We start from the raw sequence: 24,798 nt of genomic DNA, 5'->3' as shown, positions 1-24,798 counted from the left end.
ACCGAACCGACGACACATCGCGGCACTACCCAGCCGCTCAGGCCCGCGCAGCGACGCGTGCCCCGCCCGGGGCCGCGTCGCCCGCCGCGATGCCGGTGCTGCGGTAGGCCTTCACGGTCTTGCCGGCCGGACGTCCGCCGTTCCCGGCGAGCCAGTCGACCCGCACCCACAGCAACGCCTCCCCGGCCCGTTCGCGCCGGCCGAGCCATGCCGCCTTCAGCCACAGCCCGACCCCGCACCCCGCCAGCAACGCCCCGCCGGCTACCGGCACGGCGAAGGCGCTGCCCAGCGCGGCGAGGAAGGCGAGCAGCAGCCACCACCGGTGTCCGCGGCGCCAGTTCCGTACCGTCACATGGCGGTCCTGGAGTACGTCGTGCTTGCTCGCGCGGGCGGCCGATCGGGCGAGTGCGACGTATCGCCTGCGCCGGGCCCAAGCCACCACGGCTGTCGCCACGATGAACAGCGCGGCCCCGGCGAGCACGCCGATCCGGCGTCCCGTCAGCCCCGGCACCAGGATCCCGATGCCCGCGGCGAACACCCCCAGCCACCACATGGGTGCCGCTCCGGCCCGTACGACGACGGCCACCCGAGCCAGCCCCTGACCTCCCCGAGACACGTTCCGCCTCCTCGTCGTGTCGACTCACAGTCCTCGTTGGAGCGGGAGGCTAGCGGCACAACGTGAGACGAATCTGAGAGGCGCGTCACTCGACGAAGAGCCCCTTCGCCGCCGCCTTCGCATCGAACTCCTCCAGGCGGGCCTGCGCGTCCGGCAGGTCGTCGCACATCGCCTCCAGCAGCACTCGCCCGAGCAGCATCGGCGCGCAGGCCGTGTCGAAGGCGAGCCCGGTGCCGACGGCGGCGGGCAGCAGCAGGTCGGAGACCTTGGCGACCGGCGCGAAGGCGGAGTCGGCGACCGTCACCACCGTCAGCCCGGCCTCCTTCGCATAGCCCAGTGTGTCCACGACCTCGCGCGGATGGCGGGGCAGCGCGAAGCACAGCAGGGTCGTGGCGCCGGCCCGGACGGCCGCGTCGATCCGGTCGTGGATCATCGTGCCGCCCTCGTTGAGCAGCCGGACGTCCGGATGGACCTTGGCGGCGAAGTAGGCGAAGCCGTACGCCTGGGAGGCCGCGGCCCGCAGCCCGAGCACCAGGAGCGGCCGGGACGCGGCCAGCAGCCTGCCCGCCCTCGCGACCGGCCGCGGGTCGGCGAGCAGCTCCGCCAGATGCCGCAGGTTCTCGATCTCGGCCTCGACGGCCTGCTGGTACTCGTTGTACGAGGCCGAGGCCGCCGTCTGTTCGGTGGGCGCGACCTCGCGCAGGTGCTTGCGCAGCGCGGGGTAGCCGTCGAAGCCGAGGGCGACCGCGAACCGGGTCACCGACGGCTGGCTGACCCCGGCCAGTTCGGCCAGCTCCACGCTGGACAGGAACGGCACGTCGGCGGCCTGCCGCACCATGCTGTGCGCGATGCGCCGCTGGGTCGGCGTCAGCCGGTGCCCCTCGAAGAGCGCCTGAAGCCGTGCGGCCGGGCTGTCGGTCACACCCGTACTCCTGTCCGCGCTCATGACTCGCTCCCCCTCCAGATGTCCGTGAACCGGTCCAACAGTGTGGCGGCGGCCGTCACGTCGTCCGTGAGCGGCCGGTCGGCCAGGTCGTCGTCGAGCACCGACTCGGCCAGCTCCAGCGCCCTGCCCACCGGCAGCTCAGGGTCGGGCCTGAGGCCGCGCAGGCGCAACGCCCTTACGGCGGCGACGAGTTCGCAGCCGACGACGAGACGGTACGCACTGCACGCGCGCAGTGTCTGCCGGGCGGCGAGCGAGGCGAAACTGGCCTGCTCCTCGACGCCTCGGGAGAGTACAGCGTGGCCGAGCGACGCGGGCGCGGAGAAGGCCCGCAGGTCACCGAGGGCGGCCGCGGCCGAGTACTCGAGGATCATCACGCCGGACGAGGCGGGTTCGTTGTCGGCGAGGAAGGGCTTCAGACGGGTGTAGGCGGGCTCGTTGAGGGTGGACAGACGGGAGGTGGACAACCTCGCCACCTGCGTGAGCGCGAGCCTGAAGTGGTCCAGCGACAGGGCGAGTTGGGCCTGGTAGAAGCCGCCGTGGTGGTAGGCGGTCATGTCCTCGGGGGAGATCAGCGGGTTCTCGGCGGCGGCGTTGATCTCGATGTTCAGCACCTCCTCCAGCGCGTCCGCGGCGTCCTGCGCGGGCCCGTGGATCTGCGGCAGGCAGCGGAAGCCGTACGGGTCCTGGATCCGCCCGAGGGGAGGCGTGGGCCGGTCCGCAGCACCGAGCAACTCCCGCATCCGACGGGCGACTTCGGCGGAACCCCGGTGCGGGCGGGCGGCGTGCACGGGGGCGGCGTACGCCTCGTACGACCCGTCGACGGCGAGCAGCGACAGCGCGCCGACGACCTGGGTGGCGCCGATCAGCCCGCGCAGCTCGTGCAGGGCGAGGGCGGCCTGGCCGAGGGTGAGGGCGTTGCTGCTGATGAGCGCGAGGGCGTCGTTGTTGTCGAGGGGCTGGGGTTCGGGTGCGCCCGAGCCGCGCCACGGGTGCTCGCCGGCCAGCGCGAGCCCGACCTGTGCGAGGGCGGCGAGATCGCCGGTGCCGACGGAGCCGAACTCGTTCACGACCGGATACGCGCCGCTCTCCAGCGCCTCGCACAGGGCCGTGACGACGGTGGGGCGCAGACCCGAGCCGCCGGCCAGCAGCTGATTGGCGCGGACGGCGAGCATGGCGCGGACCTGCCGGGCCGGGAGTTCGTCACCGATGGCGCCGGCGTGGCTGCGCAGCAGGCGAAGGCCGTGTCCGGCGGCGGCCTCGGTGGGGATGTCCTCGTTCCGGTTGGCGCCTACGCCGGTGGACCGGCCGTAGACGCGTCCGGTCGCGGCGATACGGCGGGCGGCGTCCCAGGACTCCTCGGCGCGTTTCATGGCGTCGGTCCCGGGGACCGGCCGCGCGGCACCGCCGGCCAGGCGCACGACGTCCGCGACGCCGAGCCCCACACCGTCGAGGACGACCAGGCCGGTATGCACAGCGTCCTGCGCGTCCACGATCCGAGACGACATAAAGCCCAAACTCCCCTCAACTCAGACATTCGATCTCGTCTGCCGGTCATCCGTTACCTCGGATTAACCCCGGAGCATTGACAACCTATTCAGACACAAAGAACTCTGCATGACGTTATACAGCCGGGCAAGGGACACATCATGATCCAGTTCGACGCGGTCCACAAGCGCTTCCCGAACGGCACGACAGCAGTCAACGACCTCTCCCTGGAGATGCCGGAGGGCGGCGTGACCGTGCTGGTCGGATCCTCCGGTTGCGGAAAGACGACCACCCTCAGGATGATCAACCGCATGGTCGAGCCGACCTCCGGCACCATCCGGGTCGGCGGCCAGGACATCACCCGGCAGGACGCGGCCGAACTGCGCCGCTCCATCGGGTACGTCATCCAGCAGGCCGGGCTCTTCCCGCACCGCACGGTGCTCGACAACATCGCCACCGTGCCGATCCTGCTCGGCTGGAGTCGCCGGAAGGCCCGCTCCCGCGCCGCCGAGCTCCTCGAGACCGTCGGCCTCGCCGCCGACACCGGCAAGCGGTATCCGCACCAGCTCTCCGGCGGCCAGCAGCAGCGCGTCGGCGTGGCCCGCGCGCTCGCCGCCGACCCGCCCGTGCTGCTCATGGACGAGCCGTTCGGCGCGGTCGACCCGGTGGTCCGCACCCAGCTCCAGGACGAACTGCTGCGGCTCCAGAAGGAGTTGAGCAAGACCATCGTCTTCGTCACCCACGACGTGGACGAGGCCGTACGCCTCGGCGACCAGATCGCGATCTTCCGCACCGGCGGCCACCTGGTCCAGTGCGCGAACCCCGCCGAGCTGCTGGCCCGCCCCGCCGACGACTTCGTGGCCGACTTCCTCGGCGCCGAGCGCGGTCTGAAGCTGCTCTCGCTGAAGACCCTGGCGGAGGTCCCGCAGGGCCCGGCGCCGGAGGGCGACGCCTTCACGCTCGTACTCGACGAGGCCCGCAAGCCCCTCCACTGGGCTTCCGAGGACGCCCAGATCCCGCTGCGACCGCTCAAGGACACCGACTCCCTGCTGTCCGCGCTCAACGAGTCCGTCGCCTCCCCCACCGGCCTGATCGCCCGGGTCGACGCCGAAGGCGTCCTCACCGGCGTCTCCTCCCGCGACGACATCCACGAGCACGCGGGCAACGCGCACACCGAAGCGCGAGTGGCCGCATGACCATCGACTGGTCGTGGATATCCGACCACACCGACGACCTCACCACCCTCACGATCTCCCATCTCCAAGCGGCCCTGAGCGCGGTCTTCCTCGGCCTGCTGATCTCGCTCCCGCTGGCGGTCGTGGCCCACCGGATCCGCCCGCTGCGCGGTTTCCTGCTCGGCCTCTCGAACGTCCTGTTCACGATCCCGTCGATCGCGATCTTCGTTCTGCTGCTCCCGGTCAGCGGCCTGACCCGCACCACGACCGTCATCGGCCTGACCGTCTACACCCTGGTCGTCCTGCTCCGGAACACCGTCGAGGGCCTCGACTCGGTGCCCGCGAAGACGAAGGAGGCGGCGAAGGCGATGGGCACGCGCCCGCTGCGCACGCTCCTCACGGTCGAACTCCCCCTCGCCCTCCCCGTGATCATGGCGGGCGTACGGATCGCGACCGTCATGTCGATCTCCCTGGTCTCCGTCGCGACCTACATCGGCGACGGCGGCCTCGGCCAGCTGTTCACGGACGGCTTCCAGCGCGACTTCCCGACCCCGGTGATCGTGGGAGTGGTCCTCACGCTGCTGCTCGCCGTGGTCGCGGACGCGGCTCTGGTCGCCCTCCAGTACGCCCTGACCCCGTGGAAGAGGCGGCGAGCCTGATGTACGAACTCTTCAAGAACCTCGGCAGCTGGCTGACCAGCAGCACGCAGTGGCAGGGCTCCGACGGCATCGCGCACCGCCTCGCCGAGCACCTCCAGTACTCGCTGATCGCCACGCTCGTCGCGGCCGCGATCGGCCTCCCGCTCGGCCTGCTGATCGGGCACACCGGCAAGGGCGCCTTCGTCGCGATCAACCTCGCGTCCTTCGGTCGCGCGCTGCCGACCGTCGGCCTGGTCGTGCTGGTCTTCCTCTCCAGCGGCCTGTCCATGACTCCGGTGTACGTCGCCCTGGTGGCCCTCGCGGTCCCGGCGATCGTCACCAACACCTACGCCGGCATGACGGCCGTCGACCCGGATGTGAAGGACGCGGCACGCGGCCAGGGCATGCGCGGCCACCAGGTCCTCCTCCAGGTGGAACTCCCGCTCGCCCTCCCGCTGATCATGACGGGCCTGCGCCTGGCGCTGATCCAGGTCGTCGCCACGGCCACCATCGCCGCGTACGTCTCCTTCGGCGGCCTGGGCCGCTATGTCTTCGACGGCCTCGCCCAGCGCGACCTCGTGCAGGTGATGGGCGGCGCGGTCCTCGTCGCCGTGGTCGCCATCGCCCTCGACCTCGCCCTCTCCGGCCTCCAGCGCTTCCTCTTCCGCCACCGCACCGCCTAGGGAACCCGCAATGAATCGTCGTACCCTCCTCGGCGGCCTGTTCGCAGCAGGCTCCGTCACCGCCCTGTCCGCCTGCTCCAGCGGCATCACCTCCCTCGACGGCGGAGGCACCACCAGCGGTGGCGGCGGCTCCAGCAAGGGCGGCATCACCATCGGCACCGCCAACTTCACCGAGAACCAGGTGCTGGGCTACCTGTACGCGGCCGTGCTCACCACGGCCGGAGTCGATGTGAAGGTCCGCCCCAACCTCGGCACCCGCGAGATCCTCATCCCCGCGCTCAAGGGCGGCGACATCGATCTCCTCCCCGAGTACCAGGGCGCCCTGCTCCACTACCTCGCCCCCAAGGCCACGGCGACCGAGGAGGGCGAGATGCAGAACGCCCTCGCCATCGCCCTCCCCGCGGGCCTGCAGATCCTGCCGTACGGCATGGCCGAGGACTCCGACGCCTTCGTGGTCACCCGGGAGACCGCGAAGAAGTACGGCCTGACCTCCCTCGCCGATCTGAAGAAGCAGAACGGCAACCTGGTCATCGGCGCCGCGCCGGAGGTCAAGAAGCGCGAGGTCGGCGCGGTGGGCCTGAAGGACGTGTACGGCGTGGAGTTCAAGGAGTTCAAGTCCCTGGACTCCTCCGGCCCGCTGGTCAAGGGCGCCCTCAAGAAGGGCGATGTGGACGTGGCGAACCTCTTCACCACCGACACCGACATCGTGGCCAACGACTGGGTGGTCCTCACCGACCCCAAGAACCTCATCCCCGGCCAGCACGTCGTCCCCCTCATCGCCGACCGCAAGGCCGACTCCACCGTCCGCAAGGCCCTCGCCGGACTCGGCAACGTCCTCACCACCGCTCAGCTCACCGAGCTCAACCGCCAGGTGGACAAGGACAAGAAGGACCCGGAGGACGTGGCGAACGAGTACGCCGAGCAGCACGGGCTCACCGAGTAGCCCGAACCCGAACAGGGGGGCTAACCCCAGTGCGGCCCGCTTCCGCGCTGCCTACCGTGGATCTCATGACGGGAATGGACGCGCGGGACGCGGAGATCAAGAAGGAACTCAACGCCACTCTGCAAGCCCGCAGGGAACTGGGCGAGGACTACGAGTCCGCGCTGGTCGACTCGTTCCTGGAGAAGGTCGACCAGCGGATCGACGGCGCGGTGGAGCGCCGGGTGCGCCGGCAGCTCGCCGAGCAGCAGATGGTGGTGGCCCGCGACTCACGGTCACCGAAGGCCAACGACTCCGACTCCTTCGGCGAACGCTGGGGCTTCGGCATCGTCTCGCTGATCCTGGCGGTCCCGCTGTCCGGGATCGGTGGTGGCGTCGCGGATCTGCCGGGCCTGCTCGTCGCCTGGGCGGGCATCGTCGGCGTGAACGTGGTGCAGGCCGTCCGCAACAACCCCGGCCTCTTCCGCGGACGCCGCCGCACGTCCTCGCAGGACAGCGACTGGGAGGGCTGAACCGCCCGGTTGAATGCCGCGGCCCGATCGAATCGCCGCGGCCGGTCGCCGCGTAGCTGAGAAAAGGCTATGCGCGGGGACCGCCGCACCCCCGATACCGGGGGGCGGGACGACGGCGGTCCCCGCGAGGGACGCGGGCCTGGTCAGGGCCGGGCTTGCGCGTCCATGGCGTCCATGGAGGTCCGGGAGCCGCTCCGGAGGTCCTTGACGCCGTTTCGGTGCCGGCCGGGGCGGGGAGCCGCTCCCGCCCTGCCGACACCCACTAATGTGCCGGACCCGTGTTAAGCGGGTGCTGCGCGGACGTGACGCGCTCGTACCACTTCCGCGAAGTCCACGAAGGCCGTCGATCGCCGCAAGTTCCTCAGCGACACGGGCCGTTCACCGCAGGTTTCCCGTCACTTACTGCCCTTGGCGAGGAAGGCCAGCAGGTCCTGCCTGCCGATGACACCGGTCGGCTTGCCCTCGACCAGGACGATCGCCGCGTCCGCCTTGCCCAGCACGGCCATCAGGTCCCCGACCGGCTCGCCGGAGCCGACCTGCGGCAGCGGCGGCGACATGTGCTTCTCCAGCGGGTCCTCCAGCGAGGCCGTCTTGGTGAACAGCGCATCGAGCAGCTCCCGTTCGACCACGGAGCCGATCACCTCGGCGGCCATCACGTCCGGGTGACCGGCGCCGGGCTTCACGATCGGCATCTGCGAGACGCCGTACTCGCGCAGCACCTCGATGGCCTCACCGACCGTCTCGTCCGGGTGCATGTGGACGAGCGAGGGGATGTGGCCGTGCTCCTTGTCGTCGAGCACGTCGGCGACGCGGGCGCTGGGGCCGGCGTCCTCCAGGAAGCCGTAGTCGGCCATCCACTCGTCGTTGAAGATCTTGCTGAGGTAGCCGCGTCCGCTGTCGGGGAGGAGGACGACCACGATGTCGTCCGGCCCGAGCCGCTCGGCGACGTTCAGCGCCGCGACGACGGCCATACCGCAGGAACCGCCGACCAGCAGCCCCTCCTCCTTGGCCAGCCGCCGGGTCATCTGGAAGGAGTCCTTGTCCGAGACCGGCACGATCTCGTCGGCGACCGTCCGGTCGTACGCGGTCGGCCAGAAGTCCTCACCGACGCCCTCGACGAGATACGGCCGCCCGGACCCGCCCGAGTACACGGACCCCTCGGGGTCGGCGCCGACCACCCGCACCTTGCCGTCGCTGACGTCCTTCAGATAGCGCCCGGTCCCGGAGATGGTCCCGCCGGTGCCGACGCCGGCGACGAAGTGCGTGATCCGCCCCTCCGTCTGCTCCCACAGCTCGGGGCCGGTGGAGTGATAGTGCGAAAGGGGGTTGTTGGGGTTGGAGTACTGGTCGGGCTTCCAGGCGCCGGGCGTCTCACGCACCAGCCGGTCCGAGACGTTGTAGTACGAGTCGGGGTGCTCCGGGTCGACGGCGGTGGGGCACACCACGACCTCCGCCCCGTACGCCCGCAGGACGTTGATCTTGTCCGTCGACACCTTGTCGGGGCACACGAAGATGCACTTGTACCCCTTCTGCTGGGCCACGATCGCCAGCCCCACACCGGTGTTCCCGCTGGTCGGCTCCACGATGGTGCCGCCCGGCTGGAGCTCTCCGCTCTTCTCCGCGGCCTCGATCATGCGCAGCGCGATGCGGTCCTTCACGGAGCCGCCCGGGTTGAAGTACTCCACCTTGGCCAGGACGGTGGCCCTGATGCCCTTGGTGACGTTGTTGAGCCTCAGCAGCGGGGTGTTGCCGACGAGACTGATCATCGAGTCGTGGAATTGCACCGTTGTCTCCGGATGCTTGCAAAAGGGGTGGTCGTGACTGGTGCCGCCAGCCTATGACCTGTTCGTGGCCCACGGCGGTCGTTCACTCCCCGTTGAGATTGGGCGACGCCCGGTACGGGGCAAGCAGTGGATGTACGGCAACGAGGAGGTGGCGGCGACGCATGACGAGCATGTCGAGGGCGAGGGTGGCCAGGCGGATCGCGGCCGGCGCGGCCTACGGAGGCGGCGGAGTCGGCCTGGCCGGCGCCGCGGCCGTGGGGCTGGTGCTGGCGGAGGTGCAGTTGGCCAAGCGTCACGTGGGCAACGGCGTGGCGCCGCACCCGCCGAACGCGAACGGCCGGTACGGCGACGCCTACACCACCCCTGACGCACCGCCCCTGCGCCTCGCGCTGCTGGGCGACTCCACCGCCTCGGGCCAGGGCGTCCGCCGGGCCGGCCAGACACCGGGCGCCCTGCTGGCGTCCGGTCTCGCGGCGGTGGCGGAGCGCCCGGTGGACCTGCGGAACGTGGCGCTGCCAGGGGCCCGTTCCGACGACCTGGACCGCCAGGTGACGCTGGCCCTCGCGGACCCCGCGCTCACCCCCGACGTCTGCGTGATCATGATCGGCGCGAACGACGTGACGAACCGGATGCCGGCGACGCGCTCGGTGCGTCATCTCTCGGCAGCGGTACGGCGGCTGCGCACGGCCGGCGCGGAGGTGGTGGTCGGCACCTGCCCCGACCTGGGCACGATCGAGCCGGTCCAGCAGCCACTGCGCTGGCTGGCCCGCCGGGCGTCCCGCCAGCTGGCGGCGGCCCAGACGATCGGCACCGTCGAACAGGGCGGCCGCACGGTGTCACTGGGCGACCTGCTGGGCCCCGAGTTCGCGGCCAACCCACGGGAACTCTTCGGCCCCGACCACTACCACCCGTCAGCGGAGGGCTACGCAACGGCCGCCATGGCCGTCCTCCCCACGGTCTGCGCCTCCCTCGGCCTCTGGCCGGCCGAAGAGGAACACCCGGACGCCTCCCGCCGCGAGGGCTTCCTCCCGGTGGCCAGAGCAGCAGCCGAAGCAGCCTCCGAGGCCGGCACCGAGGTCACAGCGGCAATGCCGACGGGCCCGAGGGGCCCCTGGGCCCTCCTGAAGCGGAGGCGGCGGCGCCGGGTGACGGTCACGGACCCGGCACCACAGCCGTCCTAGCCGCAGCACCGAAAGCGAGCAGCGCCGCAGCCGAAAAAGCAAGCGCTTAGAAAATTGCGGTCCTAGTCACACCCCCGCACCCGTGACCTGGCTCATACGTACGGGTAACTTCCAAACCAGCCCTGCCCGTACCCGTACGCCAATGGAGCCGTCATGCCCGAAGCCGTGATCGTCTCGACCGCCCGCTCCCCCATCGGCCGCGCCTTCAAGGGCTCGCTCAAGGACCTGCGCCCCGACGACCTCACCGCCACGATCATCCAGGCCGCCCTCGCCAAGGTCCCCGAGCTGGACCCCGAGGACATCGACGACCTGATGCTCGGCTGCGGCCTCCCCGGCGGCGAGCAGGGCAACAACCTCGGCCGCATCGTCGCCGTACAGATGGGCATGGACCACCTCCCGGGCTGCACGATCACCCGGTACTGCTCCTCCTCCCTCCAGACCAGCCGCATGGCCCTGCACGCCATCAAGGCCGGCGAGGGCGACGTCTTCATCTCGGCCGGCGTCGAGATGGTCTCCCGCTTCACCAAGGGCAACTCGGACAGCCACCCGGACACGCACAACCCGCTGTTCGCGGAGGCCGAGGCCCGCACCGCCGCCGTCGCCCAGCAGGAGGGCACGACCTGGCACGACCCGCGCGAGGACGGCCTCGTGCCGGACGCCTACATCGCGATGGGCCAGACCGCGGAGAACCTCGCCCGCGTCAAGGGCATCACCCGCGAGGACATGGACGAGTTCGGCGTCCGCTCGCAGAACCTCGCCGAGGAAGCCATCAAGAACGGCTTCTGGGAGCGCGAGATCACGCCGGTCACCACCCCCGACGGCACGGTCGTCGCCAAGGACGACGGCCCCCGCGCCGGCGTCACCATGGAAGGCGTCCAGGGCCTCAAGCCGGTCTTCCGCCCCGACGGCCTGGTCACGGCCGGCAACTGCTGCCCCCTGAACGACGGCGCCGCCGCGGTCGTCATCATGAGCGACACCAAGGCCCGCGAGCTCGGCCTCACGCCGCTCGCCCGCATCGTGTCCACCGGCGTCTCCGGCCTCTCCCCCGAGATCATGGGCCTGGGCCCGGTCGCCGCCTCGCAGCAGGCCCTGGGCCGCGCCGGCCTGACCATCGACGACATCGACCTGGTCGAGATCAACGAGGCGTTCGCCGCCCAGGTGATCCCCTCCTACCGCGACCTGGGCATCGACCTCGACAAGCTGAACGTCAACGGCGGCGCCATCGCCGTGGGCCACCCCTTCGGCATGACCGGCGCCCGCATCACCGGCACGCTCATCAACTCCCTCCAGTTCCACGACAAGCAGTTCGGTCTGGAGACGATGTGCGTGGGCGGCGGACAGGGCATGGCGATGGTCATCGAGCGTCTGAGCTGAGCCCGTACACCTGATCCCGTACGGTAGTTGAGGCACGACCCAACGTGACCCTCAGGCCCAGAACCCGGGAACCACCCAGGTTCTGGGCCGTTTTGTGATCCAATCTCCCCCAGGATGTGACCTATCTCCCTCGAGAGAGGGATTTACGCAGCTCAGAGCCGTTTCACCACTAAACATCAGGGCCAAAGCCCTGTCCCTTTCGTGACGTTACGCACTGACAGCGGGATAGTCCTCCCTTCAAGCTGATGTAGGAAGTCGGGGGTCGACTTTGAACCGGGAGTACGTCAGTGAGCGCCATGCCGATCGCTTTGCTGCTCACCACGGTCGCCACAGGCGCCGTGGGCGTCGCCGTCCTGCGCACCCTCATGGTGCTGCGCCGACAGGTCGCGGCCCTGCACACCGAGCTGGCCGAGGGCCGGACGGCCGCACGCGCCCGCGTGCCCGCCGCGCGCCCCTCCGCCGACGCCGATGAGATACGCGCCGCCGTGGCCGAGGCGCTCGCCGAGGAACGCGAGCGCGAGCTGGCCGAGGCCCGCGCCTTCTGGGCCGCCCAGGAGACCCGGGACACCGACGCGCCGACTCTCCTCGGCATCTCCGACAGCGAGCTGTTCCTGCCCCGCCAGAGCGACTTCGTGGGCCTGGAGCCGCTGGAGCCGGTCGCCGAGCCGGGCGCGGACACCGAGGAGCACGCCGGGGACTCCCCGGAGCTGGCCGCGGCCCGCCGCCGCCACCCCTCCCACCCGGACTTCGTCCCGGTCCAGTCACCAGTCGTCAACGACCATGAACGCACGGTGTCCACCCTGGAAGAGCTGGCCGCCGGCCGCATAGAGCTCACCGACGTCCGCCCGGGCCCCCTCGGCACCCTCGACGTCTACGTCTTCGCCGACGGCACGACCCTGTGCATGACCCCGGGCCACCGCGAAACAGCAGAACGCCTCGCCGCAGCCCTCACCCAGGGCGAGTCCCCGATCCTCCTCGGCGGCTCAGGCATCTCGGGCGCCTACACCCTGACCTTCGAGTGCGGCGAAGAAACGGTCTATATCCTGGCGGACAGGGTCATAGCGTCGCTGTAGCGTTGAAAACACCGGTCAGCTGAGCGCCCCTTCAGGGGCGCGGGGAACTGCGCGACAAGCCCCCACGCACCCGCAGCCGCGAACGCTCCTCAGACACCAGCCCGCTTCTGCGCACCCTCCACCAACCGCACGGCCTCCTCAACTTCACCCTCGCTCTGAAGTACGAGAGCCAAGTCATGTACAGCAACGGTGATTTGATCCGCGGCGGCAAACATCCCCGCATCCGGCATCTCCCGAGGCTCAACCTCAGGCGCCTCCGCCAACTGGGCCCGCCGGGCCATCTCCCTGGCCAACCCCAAAGCCTCAGCGGCAGCGCCCCGCTGCAAGCGACTCTGCGGAGCAGCCCGCAGCCGATCGGCAAAGTGATCCACGGCTTGCGTCAAGGACGTCGTATCAACCACGCGCCGAGCCTACGCACCTTCCCCGCACTGTTGCCAACAGGCCAACGCTCAGGCACGGTGACCTGAAGGACCGGCTTACATCCCCTTTGCGTCCGGAGGCGCCGATGTCCCACGTCCTCTCCGAGGAGACCCATCGCAATCTGCTCGCCCGCATCCCCCACTGCACCGGTCGTGAAGTCTCCGACTGGCTCCGCACCGTCGACGAAGGCCCCGCCCTCTTCCGCTTCGAGGAAAAGGTCAGCTGGCTCCGGCACGAACACAACCTCGCGTACGGCCACGCGAAGGCGCTGATCCACGAGTACGACCTGAGGAGGGCCGCGCGCAACTTCCTCTAGGCGCGCACAACGGAGAAGGGCCCCGAGCGAACCCGGGGCCCTTCCGCACGATCGACTCGGATCAGTCGGAGCTGTTGAGGATCGCGATGATCCGCAGGAACTCCATGTAGATCCACACCAGCGTCAGCGTCAGCCCGAAGGCCGCCAGCCACGCCTCCTCGCGCGGCGCGCCGTACGCGATGCCGTCCTCGACCTGCTTGAAGTCGAGCGCCAGGAAGCACGCGCCGAGCAGGATGCCGACGACACCGAAGACGATGCCGAGCGGGCCGCTGCGGAAGCCGAGGCCGTCACCGCCGCCGAAGACGGCGAACAGCATGTTGATGACCATCAGCAGGATGAAGCCGAGCGCGGCCGCCATCACAAAGCCGTAGAACCGGCGGTTGACGCGGATCCAGCCGGCCTTGTAGGCGACCAGCACACCGGCGAAGACCGCCATCGTGCCGAGCACGGCCTGCATGGCCGCACCGTCGGCGATCCGGTTGTCGACGATGCTGGACAGGACGCCGAGGAAGACACCCTCGAACGCCGCGTACGCCAGGATCAGCGCCGGCGAGGCCTTGCGCTTGAAGGACTGGACGAAGGCCAGGACCATGCCGATCAGCGCGGCACCGATGCCGATGCCGTACGACCGGCTGATGTTCGCGTCGTCGACCGGCAGCAGCGCCCAGGCGAGCGCGGCCGTGACGATCAGCACGCCGAGCGTGGTGCCGGTGCGCATGATGACGTCGTCGATAGTCATCCGGCGGCCGGTGGTGACCGGGGCCTGCGGCGGTGCGCCCTGCTGGAGGTCCTGCTGGGCGTAGGGGTTCTGGGCGTACGGGTTGCCGGCCTGCGGCTGGGCGTACGGGTTGGCCTGCGTGCCTACAGCGGCGCCCCCGGCCTGCGGCGCGGTGTTGAAGCCCGCGTAGCCGTTGTCGCGGCTGAACCCCCGTCGCGAGAAGACCGGGTTGCTGCTCCTCATTTCACTCCTCCATGGCCACCCTCGTGGCCTTGGCTCAAGAGTAATAGGTAGGCAAAGGATTGACCCTAGTGCTTGGGGAGGATCTTTCCCTTGCCGTGGTGCGCAACACGCTACGCGGGTCCTTGATTCCCAGCACCGGAGGGCCTCATTCATGACCAACCTGCGACACGCCCGGAACCCACCGGAGATCATCGCCTTACGTCAAACGAACGCAAACCCCGTGTACGCCTCGGCCAGGTCCGTCTCGGCGGCCCGGGAGGACACGATCCGCTCCAGCCGCGCCAGCTGGAGCCGGTCCTCGAAGGGAGTGGCCTCGGGGGTGCGATGCAGGAGCGTCGTCATGTCGTACGAGAACCGCTCGGCCTGCCACACCCGCCGTAGGCAGGTCTGCGAATAGGCGTCGAGCAGCTCCGCCGAACCGGTCTCCTTCTCGTACGACAGGGCCCGCGCGAACGTGACGACGTCGCCGACGGCGAGGTTCAGCCCCTTGGCGCCCGTCGGCGGCACGATGTGCGCCGCGTCCCCGGCGAGGAAGAGCCGCCCGTGCCGCATCGGCTCATGGACGTACGACCGCATGGGTGTGACCGACTTCTGGGTGATCGGTCCGCGCTCCAGCCGCCAGTCGTCGGCGGTCTCGAACCTCCGTTCCAGCTCGTCCCAGATCGCCTCATCGCTCCAGCCTTCCGCGTCCGTGCCGTCGGGCACCTGGAGATAGAGGCGGGAGACGGACGGGGAGCGCATGGAGAGAAGGGCGAAGCCGCGGTCGTGGCGGGCGTAGACCAGCTCGTCGTGCGAGGGGGGCACGTCGGCGAGGATGCCGAGCCAGCCGAAGGGGTACGTCCGTTCGAATACGCGGGTGAGTTCGGCGGGGATCGCCTTCCGGGCCACTCCCCAGAAGCCGTCGCAGCCGACGACGTAGTCGCACTCCAGGACGGACTCACGCCCCTCGTGCCGGAACCGCACCCGCGGGCCGGCGGTCTCCGCGCCCTCGACGGCCAGCGCCTCCGCCTCGAACAGCAGCGGGCCGCCCTCCTTGAGCCGGAGGGCGATGAGGTCCTTGCAGACCTCGGTCTGCGCGTACACCGTCACGGACCGGCCGCCGGTCAGCCCCGGGAAGTCGACGCGGTGGCGCTTGCGGTCGAAGCGCAGCTCGATGCCGTCGTGTCGCAGCCCCTCCCGGTCCATCCGCTCCCCGGCCCCGGCCGCACGCAGTACGTCGACCGTGCCCTGCTCCAGGATTCCGGCCCGCTGCCGGTGCTCGACGTAGGCGCGGTCGCGGCTCTCCAGGACGACCGAGTCGATGCCGGCGTTGTGGAGCAGCCGGGCGAGGAGGAGCCCGGCGGGGCCGGCTCCGATGATGCCGACGGTGGTGCGCATCGATCGCTCTCCGTTCACACTGTCCGCGAAGGGTTGTTCGTACAGTGAACTTTCCTTCACCATCTTCTGAACGCGAGTCTCCGACGGCGTACGCCCTCTGTCAACGGTCGAGCGGTGAAGTCTTCAATGAACGGGGCAAGAGAATGCGGCCGCGAAGGCGGCCGCAGAAGGTCGGAAGGTGCCCGGAACCGGACTTGAACCGGTACGCCCGCGAGGGGCAGCGAGGTTTAAGCTCGCCGTGTCTGCATTCCACCATCCGGGCAGGCCATGGGCTCCGCATCGAGGTTCCGAGCCTATCGGGACGCTTCCCTCGAACAGCGGACGGGCGGACCGATGTTGTCTTATTTTATTGACGCCTGAGGGTGCATCAGCACTTGGAACGGGCCATCCGCACTTGCCACCAGCCTTTCGTGCGATACCCGGCGGCGCATGCGGAATGACGGAATTTCACCGCCCGAACGAGGGGGCTCCACCTGTTCTCGACGTGGCCTCCGCGTTGTTCTCCACTCGGCCTGCGCTCAGGGTCGAGCCTCATCCCCAGGTATGACACGGCCGGCCGTGGTCCCTCCGAAGTCGCCCCCCGGAACCAGAACAGCGGCTGACTACACGGCGGGGAACGGCCGGGACGATGGATGTACGTCCCCCGAACACCACCGTCGTCCTCAGGAGTGCCTTCTCGTGACCACCGCATCCATCGCCGGCCGGGCCACCTCCGTGGCCGCGCGTGCCACAGATCTGTCGAAGATCTACGGACAGGGCGAGACCCAGGTGGTCGCCCTGGACCGGGTCTCCATCGACTTCCGCCAGGCCGAGTTCACCGCGATCATGGGCCCGTCCGGGTCCGGCAAGTCCACGCTGATGCACTGCGTGGCAGGCCTCGACACCTTCTCCTCCGGTTCCGTGCGCATCGGCGACACCGAGCTGGGCTCCCTGAAGGACAAGCAGCTGACCAAGCTGCGCCGCGACAAGATCGGCTTCATCTTCCAGGCGTTCAACCTGCTGCCGACGCTGACGGCGCTGGAGAACATCACGCTGCCCATGGACATCGCGGGCCGCAAGGCGGACAAGCAGTGGCTGAACAACGTGATCCAGATGGTGGGACTGCGGGACCGGCTGAACCACCGCCCCGCCCAGCTCTCCGGCGGCCAGCAGCAGCGCGTCGCCGTCGCCCGAGCGCTCGCCTCCCGGCCCGACATCATCTTCGGTGACGAGCCGACCGGAAACCTCGACTCGCGCTCCGGCGCCGAGGTACTGGGCTTTCTGCGCAACTCCGTACGGGAGTTGGGGCAGACGGTCGTGATGGTGACCCATGACCCGGTGGCCGCGGCGTACGCGGACCGGGTCGTCTTCCTCGCGGACGGACGGATCGTCGACGAGGTCTACGAGCCGACGGCCGACTCGGTGTTGGACCGCATGAAGCAGTTCGACGCCAAGGGTCGCACGAGCTGACGTCCCCTCAAAGACACCCGGAGTAGAGCCACATGTTCCGCACCGCCTTGCGCAACGTACTCGCGCACAAGGCCCGGCTCCTGATGACCGTGCTCGCCGTCATGCTCGGCGTGGCCTTCGTGTCGGGGACCCTGGTCTTCACCAACACCATCTCCAACGCCTACCAGAACAGCTCGGCCAAGGGCTTCGACCAGGTCGACGTCGCCGTGACGCCCGAGAGCCAGGAGTCCGAGGGCGACCGGCTCGGCACCACCCCCGAGCTGACCCAGGCCCAGCTCGACACCAGCGCGAAGGTACCGGGAGCGGCGAACGCCATCGGTGTCGTCAGCGGCTTCACCGCCATCGCCGACAAGGACGGCAAGCTGATCGGCGGCGGCTTCCAGTCGCAGGGCGGGAACTACTGGGGCGACAAGGACCCCCGGTACCCGCTGTCGGAGGGCAGCGCGCCGCAGGGCAAGGACCAGGTCCTCATCGACTCGGAGACCGCGAAGCGCGCCGGGTACAAGGTGGGCGACACCGTCCGGCTGTCGATAGACGGTCCCGTCCTCACTCCGAAGATCACCGGCATCTTCACCACCGACGACGGCAATGTCGCCGCCGGCGGCAGCCTCGCCCTCTTCGACACGGCGAGCGCACAGGCGCTGTTCGGCAAGGCGGGCACGTACGACGAGATCGACGTGAAGGCGGCCGCGGGCACCAGCCAGACCGCGCTGAAGTCCGCGCTGGACAAGGCGCTGCCGAAGGACACCACCGAGACCACCACCGGCAAGCGGCTCGCCGACGACCAGGCGGAGGCCATCGCCTCCTCGATGAGCGGGCTGAAGCAGGGCCTGCTGGTCTTCGCGGGCATCGCGCTCTTCGTCGGTACGTTCATCATCGCCAACACCTTCACCATGCTGGTCGCCCAGCGCACCAAGGAGCTGGCGCTGCTGCGGGCGGTCGGCGCCTCACGCCGGCAGGTCACGCGGTCGGTGCTGATCGAGGCGTTCGTGGTCGGCACGGTCGCCGCGGTTTCCGGTCTGGTCGCGGGCATCGGCATCGGGGCCGGACTGCGGGCGCTGATGGGCACGTTCGACGCGGCCGTCCCCGCCGGCCCGCTGGTGATCACCCCCGGCACGGTCGGCGCGGCGCTCGCGGTCGGCATCCTCATCACCATGCTGGCGGCGTGGCTGCCGGGCCGCCGGGCCGCGAAGATCCCGCCGGTCGCCGCGATGAGCAGCGTGCACGCGCAGGCCACGGTCAAGTCGCTGGTGCTGCGCAACACGCTGGGCGCGCTGTTCAGCGCCGCGGGCGTCGCGGTCGTCCTCGCGGCGACGTCGATGGGCGGCTCGGACGGCCAGGCCCCGATGGGGCTCGGCGCGGTCCTGCTGATCATCGGCATCTTCATCCTGACCCCGCTGCTGTCCCGTCCGCTGATCGCGGCCGCGGCGCCGATCCTCAGGATCTTCGGGGTGTCGGGCAAGCTGGCCCGCCAGAACTCGGTGCGCAATCCGCGCCGTACGGCCGCCACCGCGTCCGCGCTGATGATCGGCCTCACCCTGATCACCGGTATGACGGTGATGGCGGGCAGCCTCCAGACGGCGATCAACAAGATGGCGTCCTCCTCCCTCAAGGCCGACTACGTGGTCTCGATGGCGAACGGCAACTCGCTCTCCCCGGACGTCGACAAGAAGCTGGGCGAGCTCGACGACGTGACGGCCACCAGCCCGCTGCGCAACGCCGCCTCGCGCATCGACGGCGAGACCGAGTACCTGACCGGTGTCACCGGCAGCACGATCGGCGACCTGACCGAGTTGCCGATGGACAACGGCACCTTCAAGGTCGGCGGCTCCCGGGTGGTCGTGGACGACACCACCGCCGAGTCCCATGACTGGAAGGCCGGTTCGACCTTCACCGTCAACTACGAGGACGGCAAGAAGCAGCAGCTGACGATCTCCGGGGTCTACCAGGGCAACGAGATGATCCGCGGCATCATGCTCGACAACGCCACCCTCACCCCGCACGTCGAGGACCCGGCCGACATGCAGGTCATGGTCAAGACGTCGGACGGCACGTCGAGCGCGACGAAGGACAAGCTGGAGGAGGCCCTCGGCTCCAACCCGGCCATCAAGGTCCAGGACAAGCAGGACATCTCCAATGACATCTCGCAGATGTTCACGCTGATGCTGAACATGCTCTACGGCCTGCTCGCGATGGCGGTCCTCGTCGCGGTCCTCGGCGTCATCAACACCCTCGCGATGTCGGTCTTCGAACGCTCCCAGGAGATCGGCATGCTCCGCGCGATCGGCCTGGACCGCAAGGGCATCAAGCGAATGGTCCGCCTGGAGTCCCTGGTCATCTGTCTGTTCGGCGGTGTGCTCGGCATCGGCCTGGGCGTGTTCTTCGGCTGGGCGGCCGGTGAACTGCTGGCCTCGACGATGTCGACGTACGAACTGGTCCTGCCGTGGACCCGCATGGCCGTCTTCCTGCTCCTCGCAGCCACGGTCGGCGTCCTGGCCGCCCTCTGGCCGGCCCGCCGCGCGGCCCGACTGAACATGCTGACGGCGATCAAGTCCGAGTAGCGGTACGCCTGAGCCGTACGACGATCAGGGCCCCGTTTCCTGCGAAGGAAACGGGGCCCTTTTTCGTGCTAGTTCCAGGTTCGTGCTCTCAGCCGCATCGCCGAGTCACCCGATTCGGGCGTGCGGACGGCCAGCACCTGGTTGACGCCGATGCGGTTGTGTTCGAAGGAGAGGGCGGAGGCCGCCATGTACAGCAGCCAGACACGGGCGCGGCCCGGGCTGGTGAGCCGCATGGCACGCTGCCAGTCGGCCTCCAGGTTGGCGACCCAGCGGCGCAGGGTGAGGGCGTAGTGCTCGCGGATCGCCTCGACGTCACGCACCTCGAACCCGGCGCGCTCCAGTTGGGTCACGGTGGTGCCGACGGGCGCGAGCTCGCCGTCGGGGAAGACATAGGAGTCGATGAACTCGTCCACGCTGTACGTCGACTCGTCGCGCTGCGGGCGGCGGGCGATCTGGTGGTTGAGCAGCCGTCCGCCGGGCTTGAGCAGGGCGTACAGATCGCGGGCGTACTCCAGGTACCGAGCGGAGCCGACATGCTCGGCCATGCCGATGGAGGAGATCGCGTCGTACGGCCCGTCGGAGACGTCCCGGTAGTCCTGCACCCGGATCTCCACCTTGTCCGTCAGCCCCTCGCCCGCGACGCGCTTACGGGCGAACGCGGCCTGTTCGTGGGACAGGGTGATCCCGACGACGCTCACGCCGTACTCACGGGCGGCGTGGATGGCCATGGAGCCCCAGCCGCAGCCGACGTCGAGGAGCCGCTGCCCCGGTGTCAGGGCGAGCTTCCTGCAGACGAGATCGAGCTTGTCGCGCTGGGCGTCCTCAAGTGTCCCGGCGTCCTCCCAGTAGGCGCACGAGTAGACCATGGACGGGCCGAGGACGATCTCGTAGAAGTCGTTGCCGACGTCGTAGTGATGGCTGATGGCGCGCCGGTCGGAGCGCTTGGTGTGGAGGTGGGCGCGGCCCCGGCGGACCTCCTCGCGGGGCGGGGTTGGCGGCAGCGGGGGCCCGGCGAGCTTCACCAGCCCGCGTACGGCGGCCCGCACCTCGGGGTCACGCAGCGCCTGGACCAGGGTCCGGTCGTCCTCCCCGCGCTCCCAGATGAACTCGGCCATCAGATCGAGGGCGCTGTAGAGGTCCCCGTCGATGTCCAGGTCACCGGCGACCCAGGCGCGGGCGAGGCCCAGCTCGCCCGGCTTCCACAGCAGTCGGCGCACGGCGCGGCGATTGCGTACCACGAGGGTGGGCGCACCCGGCGGCCCCGCCTGCGAACCGTCCCAGGCGCGAATGCGCACCGGAAGGGGGGCTCCCAGCAACTGTTCGACGAGGCTCTTCAGCCGCTGCGCGGCGTCTGCCATGGCACACCTCCGTGGCGAGGATCCGGGTAGGTCCAACACCACGTAAACAAAAACAGGCCGCCTGCGCAGTCCCCCAAGGGCGTTACAGCTCGGCAAAATACATGCAGGGACCACTCACTCGGCCGACGCCCCGGGAACGCCGAAGGACCTCCCGCACCACGGATGGCGGGAGGTCCTTCGGTCGGTTCGGCGACCGGAGAGGTCAGGAGGCCTTGGCCTTCTCGCCCTTCTCGGCGTTGCTCGCGGCGGCGACCGGCGCGGGCTTGGCGGCCTCGTAGAACTCCTCCCGCGGGTGCTCCATCGCGCCGAGCGAGACGACCTCGCGCTTGAGGAACATGCCGAGGGTCCAGTCGGCGAAGACACGGACCTTGCGGTTCCAGGTCGGCATGGCCAGACCGTGGTAGCCGCGGTGCATGTACCAGGCGAGACGGCCCTTGAGCTTGATCTTCATCTTGCCCATGACGATCATCGCGACGCCCTTGTGGAGGCCGAGACCCGCCACCGCGCCCTTGTTGCCGTGCGCGTAGTCCTGCTGCGGGAAGCCCCGCATACCGGAGATCACGTTGTCGCCGAGCACCTTGGCCTGGCGCAGCGCGTGCTGGGCGTTCGGCGGGCACCAGGCGTTCTCGTTTCCCGCCTTGCGGCCGACGAGGTCCGGCACCTGGGCGTTGTCGCCGGCGGACCAGATGTAGTCGGTGCCCTTGACCTGGAGGGTCGGCTCGCAGTCGACGTGACCGCGGGGGCCGAGCGGCAGGCCGTAACGGGCGAGGACCGGGTTGGGCTTGACGCCGGCGGTCCACACGATGGTGTTGGAGTCGACCTCGAGGCCGTTCTTCAGCACCACGTGGCCGTCGACGCAGGAGTCCATGGAGGTGGAGAGGTAGATCTCGACCCCGCGGCTCTCCAGGTGCTCCTTGCCGTACTGGCCGAGCTTGGGGCCGACCTCGGGGAGGATCTTGTCGGCGGCGTCGACGAGGACGAAGCGCATGTCCTCGCGGGACACGTTCTTGTAGTACTTCGCCGCGTCGCGGGCCATGTCCTCGACCTCGCCGATGGTCTCCGCGCCCGCGAAGCCACCGCCGATGAACACGAAGGTGAGCGCCTTGCGGCGGATCTCCTCGTCGTTGGTGGAGTCGGCCTTGTCCAGCTGCTCGAGGACGTGGTTGCGCAGGCCGATGGCCTCCTCGATGCCCTTCATACCGATGCCCTGCTCGGCGAGGCCGGGGATCGGGAAGGTGCGGGAGACCGCGCCGAGCGCGATCACCAGGTAGTCGAAGGGCAGCTCGTACGCCTCGCCGACCAGCGGGGCGATCGTGGCGACCTTGCGGTCCTGGTCGATGGTGGTGACCCGGCCGGTGAGAACCTCCGCCTTGGGCAGCACACGTCGCAGCGGGACGACGACATGGCGCGGGGAGATGCTGCCGGCGGCGGTTTCGGGAAGGAAGGGCTGGTAGGTCATGTACGACCGGGGGTCGACGACCGTGACGGTCGCCTCGCCGTAGCGCATCTTCTTCTGAATGCGCCGAGCTGCGTACAGGCCTACGTACCCACCGCCTACTACGAGGATCCTGGGACGCTCCGTGGTGCTCATGCCATCGAGTATCCACCTGCCCCAGGGGGGTGGCTCGTGCGCCCCTTCACAAGCTCCTAGCGGGCCTGTGCTATCCTGCGCGGCCCGCGTGACGCAGGTCATGGCGGCGAGGGGGAACCACCGTGTAGGGCAACCCGTTGTCAATGCCGCGTGAGCTGCCCCTCCGCTCCGCCGGACCCCGCGCGAGTCGCTCGAAACACCCTCCGCGACACCCTCCCGAAACGCCACCGTCACGCACGCCTGAGCACGTTCACAGGTCCACCGAACCCCCGGAAGGACCAACGGGGGCCCGTTCATCGCCCAACAGGGCAGATTTCCTTGTGAAGAACTTCACGAACTTTTCCGGCGGGACGTCGACGAGGGGCGTGTCGACGGCCCCCGGAGGCGCTCATACGTTATCCGGCCTGCTCAGCCGATGGCTACCGGTCGGTAATAGACGAGATCGACGACACCTGGGCCACACCCTTAGGCCACCGGTGCGTGTCATTCACCCGTCAGCCACATACCGCGTGATATCGGGAGAAAGTGTGCATAGCGTGCCCGCATGAGCACTTCACAGCTGGCCACTAAGGCCACTTCGCGAATAGTCGCAGTCAGCGCAGTCCTGGGCATCGCTCTTGCGGCGGGGACGGCGACGGCCGCAACCGCAGTCGCCGCGACGCCTACCTCTCACGTCGTCACAAAGGCCGCTCCGGCCAAGGGCGGCGGCGGCCATGGAGACGATGGGGGGTGCAGCGGACTCATCGTTCTCCTCTGCAACTGACGGACAGCCCTCATGGGCTGGTGCGACGGCCCCGGTTCCTCACCACGAGGACCGGGGCCGCTCCACGTCAGTGCAGGTCAGTTCCCTGCGGCGTCCTCCGCCACCTTGAAGGCGATGCCGTCGAGGATGTCGTGCTCGCTCACTACGACCTCCTCGGCGCCGATCCGCTCCATGATCGAGAGCAGCACCAGGGCGCCCGCGCCGATCACGTCCACGCGCCCCGGATGCATGGAGGGGATGGCCGCGCGCTCGGCGTGCGTGGAGCGCAGGAGTTGCTCGGTGATCTCCCGGACGCGGTCGTGGGAGACGCGTGAGTGGTGGATGGCGACGGAGTCGTACTCGGGCAGGTCCTGCGCGATGGCGGAGACCGTGGTGACCGAGCCGGCCAGACCGACCAGCGTGTGCGCCTCCCGCAGCGGAACCGTCTGCTCGGCGAGGTCGAGGGCGGCTTCGATGTCGGCGCGCATCGCGGCGATCTGCCCGTCGCTCGGCGGGTCGGACACGACGCCCTCGCGCACCAGGTGCCGCTCCGTCATCCGGACACATCCGACGTCCACGGAGCGCGCGGCGCGCACCTGGTCGTCGCCGACGACGAACTCCGTCGAGCCGCCGCCGATGTCCACGACGAGGTAGGGCTTGGCGAGATGATCACTCCCCGCGAGCTCCTTCGTCGCCCCCGTGAACGAGAACCCGGCCTCCTGCTCACCCGAGATCACCTCGGGCTCCACCCCGAGAATGTCCAGCACCCCGCGCACGAACTCGTCCCGGTTCTCGGCGTCCCGGGAGGCCGACGTGGCCACGAACCGCAGCCGTTCGGCGCCGTGTTCCTTGATGATCGCCGCATACTCTCGGCAGGCGGCAAAGGTCCGTTCCAGCGCCTCAGGCGCAAGCCGCCCGGTCCGATCGACGCCCTGCCCGAGCCGCACGATCGTCATCCGCCGGTCCAGATCGACGAGTTGACCGTTCTCCGGGTCCACGTCGGCGACGAGAAGCCGGATGGAGTTGGTACCGCAGTCGATGGCGGCGACGCGGGTCACTGGCCGTCCTCCTCCGTCGTCGTCACGCATGCACCCTTGCGCCACCACTCCGGCAGCATCTCGATCGCCTCGTCACCGAGGGGGTTCACACCGGGCCCCGCGGCAAGGCTGTGCGCCACGAGCACATGCAGACACTTCACCCGGTCCGGCATCCCGCCCGCGCTCGGAAAGCCCTTCAGCTCCTCGATCTCGTCCCGGCGCCGGATGTAGTCCTCGTGCGCGGAGCGATACGCGGCCGCCAGCTCCGGGTCGCTCTCCAGCCGGGCCGTCATCTCCTTCATGACGCCGTTCGCCTCCAGCGTGCCGATCGCCGAGGCGGCGCGCGGACACGTCAGGTAGTACGTCGTCGGGAAGGGCGTCCCGTCGGGCAGTCGCGGCGCCGTCTCCACGACGTCCGGCTGCCCGCACGGACAGCGGTGCGCGATGGCACGCAGCCCGCGCGGCGGACGCCCGAGCTGCTGCTTGAAGGCCTCGACATCCGCGTCGGTGGGCTCGGTGCGCGGAGTGGAGGGCGGGGGCGTTTCCATGCTCGTACGAAAATCTCTCTGTCAGTTCACT

Annotated in this window: 22 protein-coding genes and 1 tRNA gene; 11 read left to right on the top strand and 12 right to left on the bottom strand. The window is 69.6% G+C overall.

Features of this window, described 5'->3' with window-relative positions; translation table 11 throughout:
- Positions 1-37: 37 nt before the first annotated feature.
- The 3 genes from ACIHFB_RS34055 to ACIHFB_RS34045 all read right to left on the bottom strand — a co-directional run bounded on the left by ACIHFB_RS34055 (position 38) and on the right by ACIHFB_RS34045 (position 3,067).
- On the bottom strand, positions 38-616 hold the full coding sequence (locus ACIHFB_RS34055; RefSeq protein ID WP_365276575.1) for a hypothetical protein: 579 nt from the start codon (positions 614-616) through the stop codon (positions 38-40).
- 85 nt (positions 617-701) lie between these two features.
- Positions 702-1,562, bottom strand: coding sequence for a MurR/RpiR family transcriptional regulator (locus ACIHFB_RS34050; RefSeq protein ID WP_365276572.1), 861 nt, complete (start codon positions 1,560-1,562; stop codon positions 702-704).
- Positions 1,559-3,067 (bottom strand): aromatic amino acid ammonia-lyase, encoded by a 1,509-nt coding sequence (locus ACIHFB_RS34045; RefSeq protein WP_400128934.1) that lies wholly within the window; start codon positions 3,065-3,067, stop codon positions 1,559-1,561. The genes ACIHFB_RS34050 and ACIHFB_RS34045 overlap by 4 nt, the downstream gene beginning before the upstream one ends.
- Before the next feature lie 141 nt (positions 3,068-3,208).
- Here ACIHFB_RS34045 and ACIHFB_RS34040 point away from each other — a divergent pair, with 141 nt between their 5' ends.
- The 5 genes from ACIHFB_RS34040 (at position 3,209) to ACIHFB_RS34020 (ending at position 6,995) form a co-directional block, all read left to right on the top strand.
- Positions 3,209-4,243 carry an ATP-binding cassette domain-containing protein gene (locus ACIHFB_RS34040; protein WP_365276566.1) on the top strand — a complete coding sequence of 345 codons (1,035 nt, stop codon included), beginning with the start codon at positions 3,209-3,211 and terminating at the stop codon, positions 4,241-4,243.
- On the top strand, positions 4,240-4,881 hold the full coding sequence (locus ACIHFB_RS34035; protein WP_365276563.1) for an ABC transporter permease: 642 nt from the start codon (positions 4,240-4,242) through the stop codon (positions 4,879-4,881). The genes ACIHFB_RS34040 and ACIHFB_RS34035 overlap by 4 nt, the downstream gene beginning before the upstream one ends.
- Positions 4,881-5,543: an ABC transporter permease gene (locus tag ACIHFB_RS34030; protein WP_365276818.1), complete on the top strand. Its 663-nt coding sequence runs from the start codon at positions 4,881-4,883 to the stop codon at positions 5,541-5,543. Before ACIHFB_RS34035 ends, ACIHFB_RS34030 begins: the two co-directional genes overlap by 1 nt.
- Before the next feature lie 10 nt (positions 5,544-5,553).
- Positions 5,554-6,486, top strand: coding sequence for an ABC transporter substrate-binding protein (locus ACIHFB_RS34025; protein ID WP_400128933.1), 933 nt, complete (start codon positions 5,554-5,556; stop codon positions 6,484-6,486).
- Between the two features lie 74 nt (positions 6,487-6,560).
- Positions 6,561-6,995: a hypothetical protein gene (locus ACIHFB_RS34020; RefSeq protein WP_365276815.1), complete on the top strand. Its 435-nt coding sequence runs from the start codon at positions 6,561-6,563 to the stop codon at positions 6,993-6,995.
- 395 nt (positions 6,996-7,390) lie between these two features.
- Here ACIHFB_RS34020 and ACIHFB_RS34015 read toward each other — a convergent pair whose 3' ends face one another.
- On the bottom strand, positions 7,391-8,779 hold the full coding sequence (locus ACIHFB_RS34015) for a cystathionine beta-synthase (RefSeq protein ID WP_365276557.1): 1,389 nt from the start codon (positions 8,777-8,779) through the stop codon (positions 7,391-7,393).
- Between the two features lie 161 nt (positions 8,780-8,940).
- Between ACIHFB_RS34015 and ACIHFB_RS34010 the strand changes: the two genes are divergently transcribed.
- The 3 genes from ACIHFB_RS34010 (at position 8,941) to ACIHFB_RS34000 (ending at position 12,407) form a co-directional block, all read left to right on the top strand.
- The gene (locus ACIHFB_RS34010) at positions 8,941-9,960 is read left to right on the top strand and encodes an SGNH/GDSL hydrolase family protein (protein WP_365276554.1); all 1,020 of its coding nucleotides are present in this window, start codon (positions 8,941-8,943) and stop codon (positions 9,958-9,960) included.
- 153 nt (positions 9,961-10,113) lie between these two features.
- Positions 10,114-11,334 carry an acetyl-CoA C-acetyltransferase gene (locus ACIHFB_RS34005; RefSeq protein WP_400128932.1) on the top strand — a complete coding sequence of 407 codons (1,221 nt, stop codon included), beginning with the start codon at positions 10,114-10,116 and terminating at the stop codon, positions 11,332-11,334.
- A gap of 296 nt (positions 11,335-11,630) precedes the next feature.
- Positions 11,631-12,407, top strand: coding sequence for a hypothetical protein (locus ACIHFB_RS34000; protein ID WP_365276812.1), 777 nt, complete (start codon positions 11,631-11,633; stop codon positions 12,405-12,407).
- An 89-nt stretch (positions 12,408-12,496) separates the two neighbouring features.
- Here the strand turns inward: ACIHFB_RS34000 and ACIHFB_RS33995 are convergent, their stop codons facing one another.
- The gene (locus ACIHFB_RS33995) at positions 12,497-12,778 is read right to left on the bottom strand and encodes a hypothetical protein (RefSeq protein ID WP_365276810.1); all 282 of its coding nucleotides are present in this window, start codon (positions 12,776-12,778) and stop codon (positions 12,497-12,499) included.
- 134 nt (positions 12,779-12,912) lie between these two features.
- On the opposite strand from ACIHFB_RS33995, the gene ACIHFB_RS33990 reads away from it, so the two are divergent.
- A complete protein-coding gene (locus tag ACIHFB_RS33990) occupies positions 12,913-13,143 on the top strand; it encodes a DUF4287 domain-containing protein (RefSeq protein ID WP_365276549.1) in 231 nt (76 codons plus the stop codon).
- A gap of 61 nt (positions 13,144-13,204) precedes the next feature.
- Here the strand turns inward: ACIHFB_RS33990 and ACIHFB_RS33985 are convergent, their stop codons facing one another.
- From ACIHFB_RS33985 to ACIHFB_RS33975, 3 genes are all read right to left on the bottom strand, one after another.
- Positions 13,205-14,104: a Bax inhibitor-1/YccA family protein gene (locus ACIHFB_RS33985; RefSeq protein ID WP_365276546.1), complete on the bottom strand. Its 900-nt coding sequence runs from the start codon at positions 14,102-14,104 to the stop codon at positions 13,205-13,207.
- Between the two features lie 201 nt (positions 14,105-14,305).
- The gene (locus ACIHFB_RS33980; protein WP_365276543.1) at positions 14,306-15,481 is read right to left on the bottom strand and encodes a 4-hydroxybenzoate 3-monooxygenase; all 1,176 of its coding nucleotides are present in this window, start codon (positions 15,479-15,481) and stop codon (positions 14,306-14,308) included.
- A 179-nt stretch (positions 15,482-15,660) separates the two neighbouring features.
- Positions 15,661-15,743 (bottom strand) — tRNA-Leu (locus tag ACIHFB_RS33975).
- Between the two features lie 416 nt (positions 15,744-16,159).
- Here ACIHFB_RS33975 and ACIHFB_RS33970 point away from each other — a divergent pair.
- Both ACIHFB_RS33970 and ACIHFB_RS33965 read left to right on the top strand, forming a co-directional pair.
- On the top strand, positions 16,160-16,930 hold the full coding sequence (locus ACIHFB_RS33970; protein ID WP_365276541.1) for an ABC transporter ATP-binding protein: 771 nt from the start codon (positions 16,160-16,162) through the stop codon (positions 16,928-16,930).
- A 32-nt stretch (positions 16,931-16,962) separates the two neighbouring features.
- Positions 16,963-19,491: an ABC transporter permease gene (locus tag ACIHFB_RS33965; protein WP_400128931.1), complete on the top strand. Its 2,529-nt coding sequence runs from the start codon at positions 16,963-16,965 to the stop codon at positions 19,489-19,491.
- A 68-nt stretch (positions 19,492-19,559) separates the two neighbouring features.
- Here the strand turns inward: ACIHFB_RS33965 and ACIHFB_RS33960 are convergent, their stop codons facing one another.
- From ACIHFB_RS33960 to ACIHFB_RS33945, 4 genes are all read right to left on the bottom strand, one after another.
- On the bottom strand, positions 19,560-20,849 hold the full coding sequence (locus tag ACIHFB_RS33960) for a class I SAM-dependent methyltransferase (protein WP_400128930.1): 1,290 nt from the start codon (positions 20,847-20,849) through the stop codon (positions 19,560-19,562).
- 202 nt (positions 20,850-21,051) lie between these two features.
- Positions 21,052-22,440 carry an NAD(P)/FAD-dependent oxidoreductase gene (locus ACIHFB_RS33955; protein ID WP_365276532.1) on the bottom strand — a complete coding sequence of 463 codons (1,389 nt, stop codon included), beginning with the start codon at positions 22,438-22,440 and terminating at the stop codon, positions 21,052-21,054.
- Between the two features lie 840 nt (positions 22,441-23,280).
- Positions 23,281-24,240 carry a Ppx/GppA phosphatase family protein gene (locus ACIHFB_RS33950; protein WP_365276529.1) on the bottom strand — a complete coding sequence of 320 codons (960 nt, stop codon included), beginning with the start codon at positions 24,238-24,240 and terminating at the stop codon, positions 23,281-23,283.
- Complete coding sequence (locus tag ACIHFB_RS33945) at positions 24,237-24,767, bottom strand: DUF501 domain-containing protein (RefSeq protein WP_400128929.1); 531 nt, start codon at positions 24,765-24,767, stop codon at positions 24,237-24,239. The genes ACIHFB_RS33950 and ACIHFB_RS33945 overlap by 4 nt, the downstream gene beginning before the upstream one ends.
- Between the last annotated feature and the right edge of the window lie 31 nt (positions 24,768-24,798).

The organism is Streptomyces sp. NPDC051963 (assembly GCF_044593495.1).
In the GTDB taxonomy this organism is placed as follows: Bacteria; Actinomycetota; Actinomycetes; order Streptomycetales; family Streptomycetaceae; genus Streptomyces.
Note: the sequence above shows the minus strand (reverse complement) of the source record. Positions and strands in the feature narration are given on the sequence as shown.

Excerpts from the sequence above, each read along its gene's own strand:
- ACIHFB_RS33945 (WP_400128929.1), bottom strand. The coding sequence starts at position 24,767 with ATGGAAACGCCCCCGCCCTCCACTCCGCGCACCGAGCCCACCGACGCG.
- ACIHFB_RS33965 (WP_400128931.1), top strand. The coding sequence starts at position 16,963 with ATGTTCCGCACCGCCTTGCGCAACGTACTCGCGCACAAGGCCCGGCTC.
- ACIHFB_RS34040 (WP_365276566.1), top strand. The coding sequence starts at position 3,209 with ATGATCCAGTTCGACGCGGTCCACAAGCGCTTCCCGAACGGCACGACA.
- ACIHFB_RS34035 (WP_365276563.1), top strand. The coding sequence starts at position 4,240 with ATGACCATCGACTGGTCGTGGATATCCGACCACACCGACGACCTCACC.
- ACIHFB_RS33985 (WP_365276546.1), bottom strand. The coding sequence starts at position 14,104 with ATGAGGAGCAGCAACCCGGTCTTCTCGCGACGGGGGTTCAGCCGCGAC.
- ACIHFB_RS33990 (WP_365276549.1), top strand. The coding sequence starts at position 12,913 with ATGTCCCACGTCCTCTCCGAGGAGACCCATCGCAATCTGCTCGCCCGC.
- ACIHFB_RS33960 (WP_400128930.1), bottom strand. The coding sequence starts at position 20,849 with ATGGCAGACGCCGCGCAGCGGCTGAAGAGCCTCGTCGAACAGTTGCTG.
- ACIHFB_RS34050 (WP_365276572.1), bottom strand. The coding sequence starts at position 1,562 with ATGAGCGCGGACAGGAGTACGGGTGTGACCGACAGCCCGGCCGCACGG.
- ACIHFB_RS34005 (WP_400128932.1), top strand. The coding sequence starts at position 10,114 with ATGCCCGAAGCCGTGATCGTCTCGACCGCCCGCTCCCCCATCGGCCGC.
- ACIHFB_RS34025 (WP_400128933.1), top strand. The coding sequence starts at position 5,554 with ATGAATCGTCGTACCCTCCTCGGCGGCCTGTTCGCAGCAGGCTCCGTC.
- ACIHFB_RS34000 (WP_365276812.1), top strand. The coding sequence starts at position 11,631 with ATGCCGATCGCTTTGCTGCTCACCACGGTCGCCACAGGCGCCGTGGGC.
- ACIHFB_RS33955 (WP_365276532.1), bottom strand. The coding sequence starts at position 22,440 with ATGAGCACCACGGAGCGTCCCAGGATCCTCGTAGTAGGCGGTGGGTAC.
- ACIHFB_RS33980 (WP_365276543.1), bottom strand. The coding sequence starts at position 15,481 with ATGCGCACCACCGTCGGCATCATCGGAGCCGGCCCCGCCGGGCTCCTC.
- ACIHFB_RS34010 (WP_365276554.1), top strand. The coding sequence starts at position 8,941 with ATGACGAGCATGTCGAGGGCGAGGGTGGCCAGGCGGATCGCGGCCGGC.
- ACIHFB_RS34045 (WP_400128934.1), bottom strand. The coding sequence starts at position 3,067 with ATGTCGTCTCGGATCGTGGACGCGCAGGACGCTGTGCATACCGGCCTG.
- ACIHFB_RS34030 (WP_365276818.1), top strand. The coding sequence starts at position 4,881 with ATGTACGAACTCTTCAAGAACCTCGGCAGCTGGCTGACCAGCAGCACG.
- ACIHFB_RS34020 (WP_365276815.1), top strand. The coding sequence starts at position 6,561 with ATGGACGCGCGGGACGCGGAGATCAAGAAGGAACTCAACGCCACTCTG.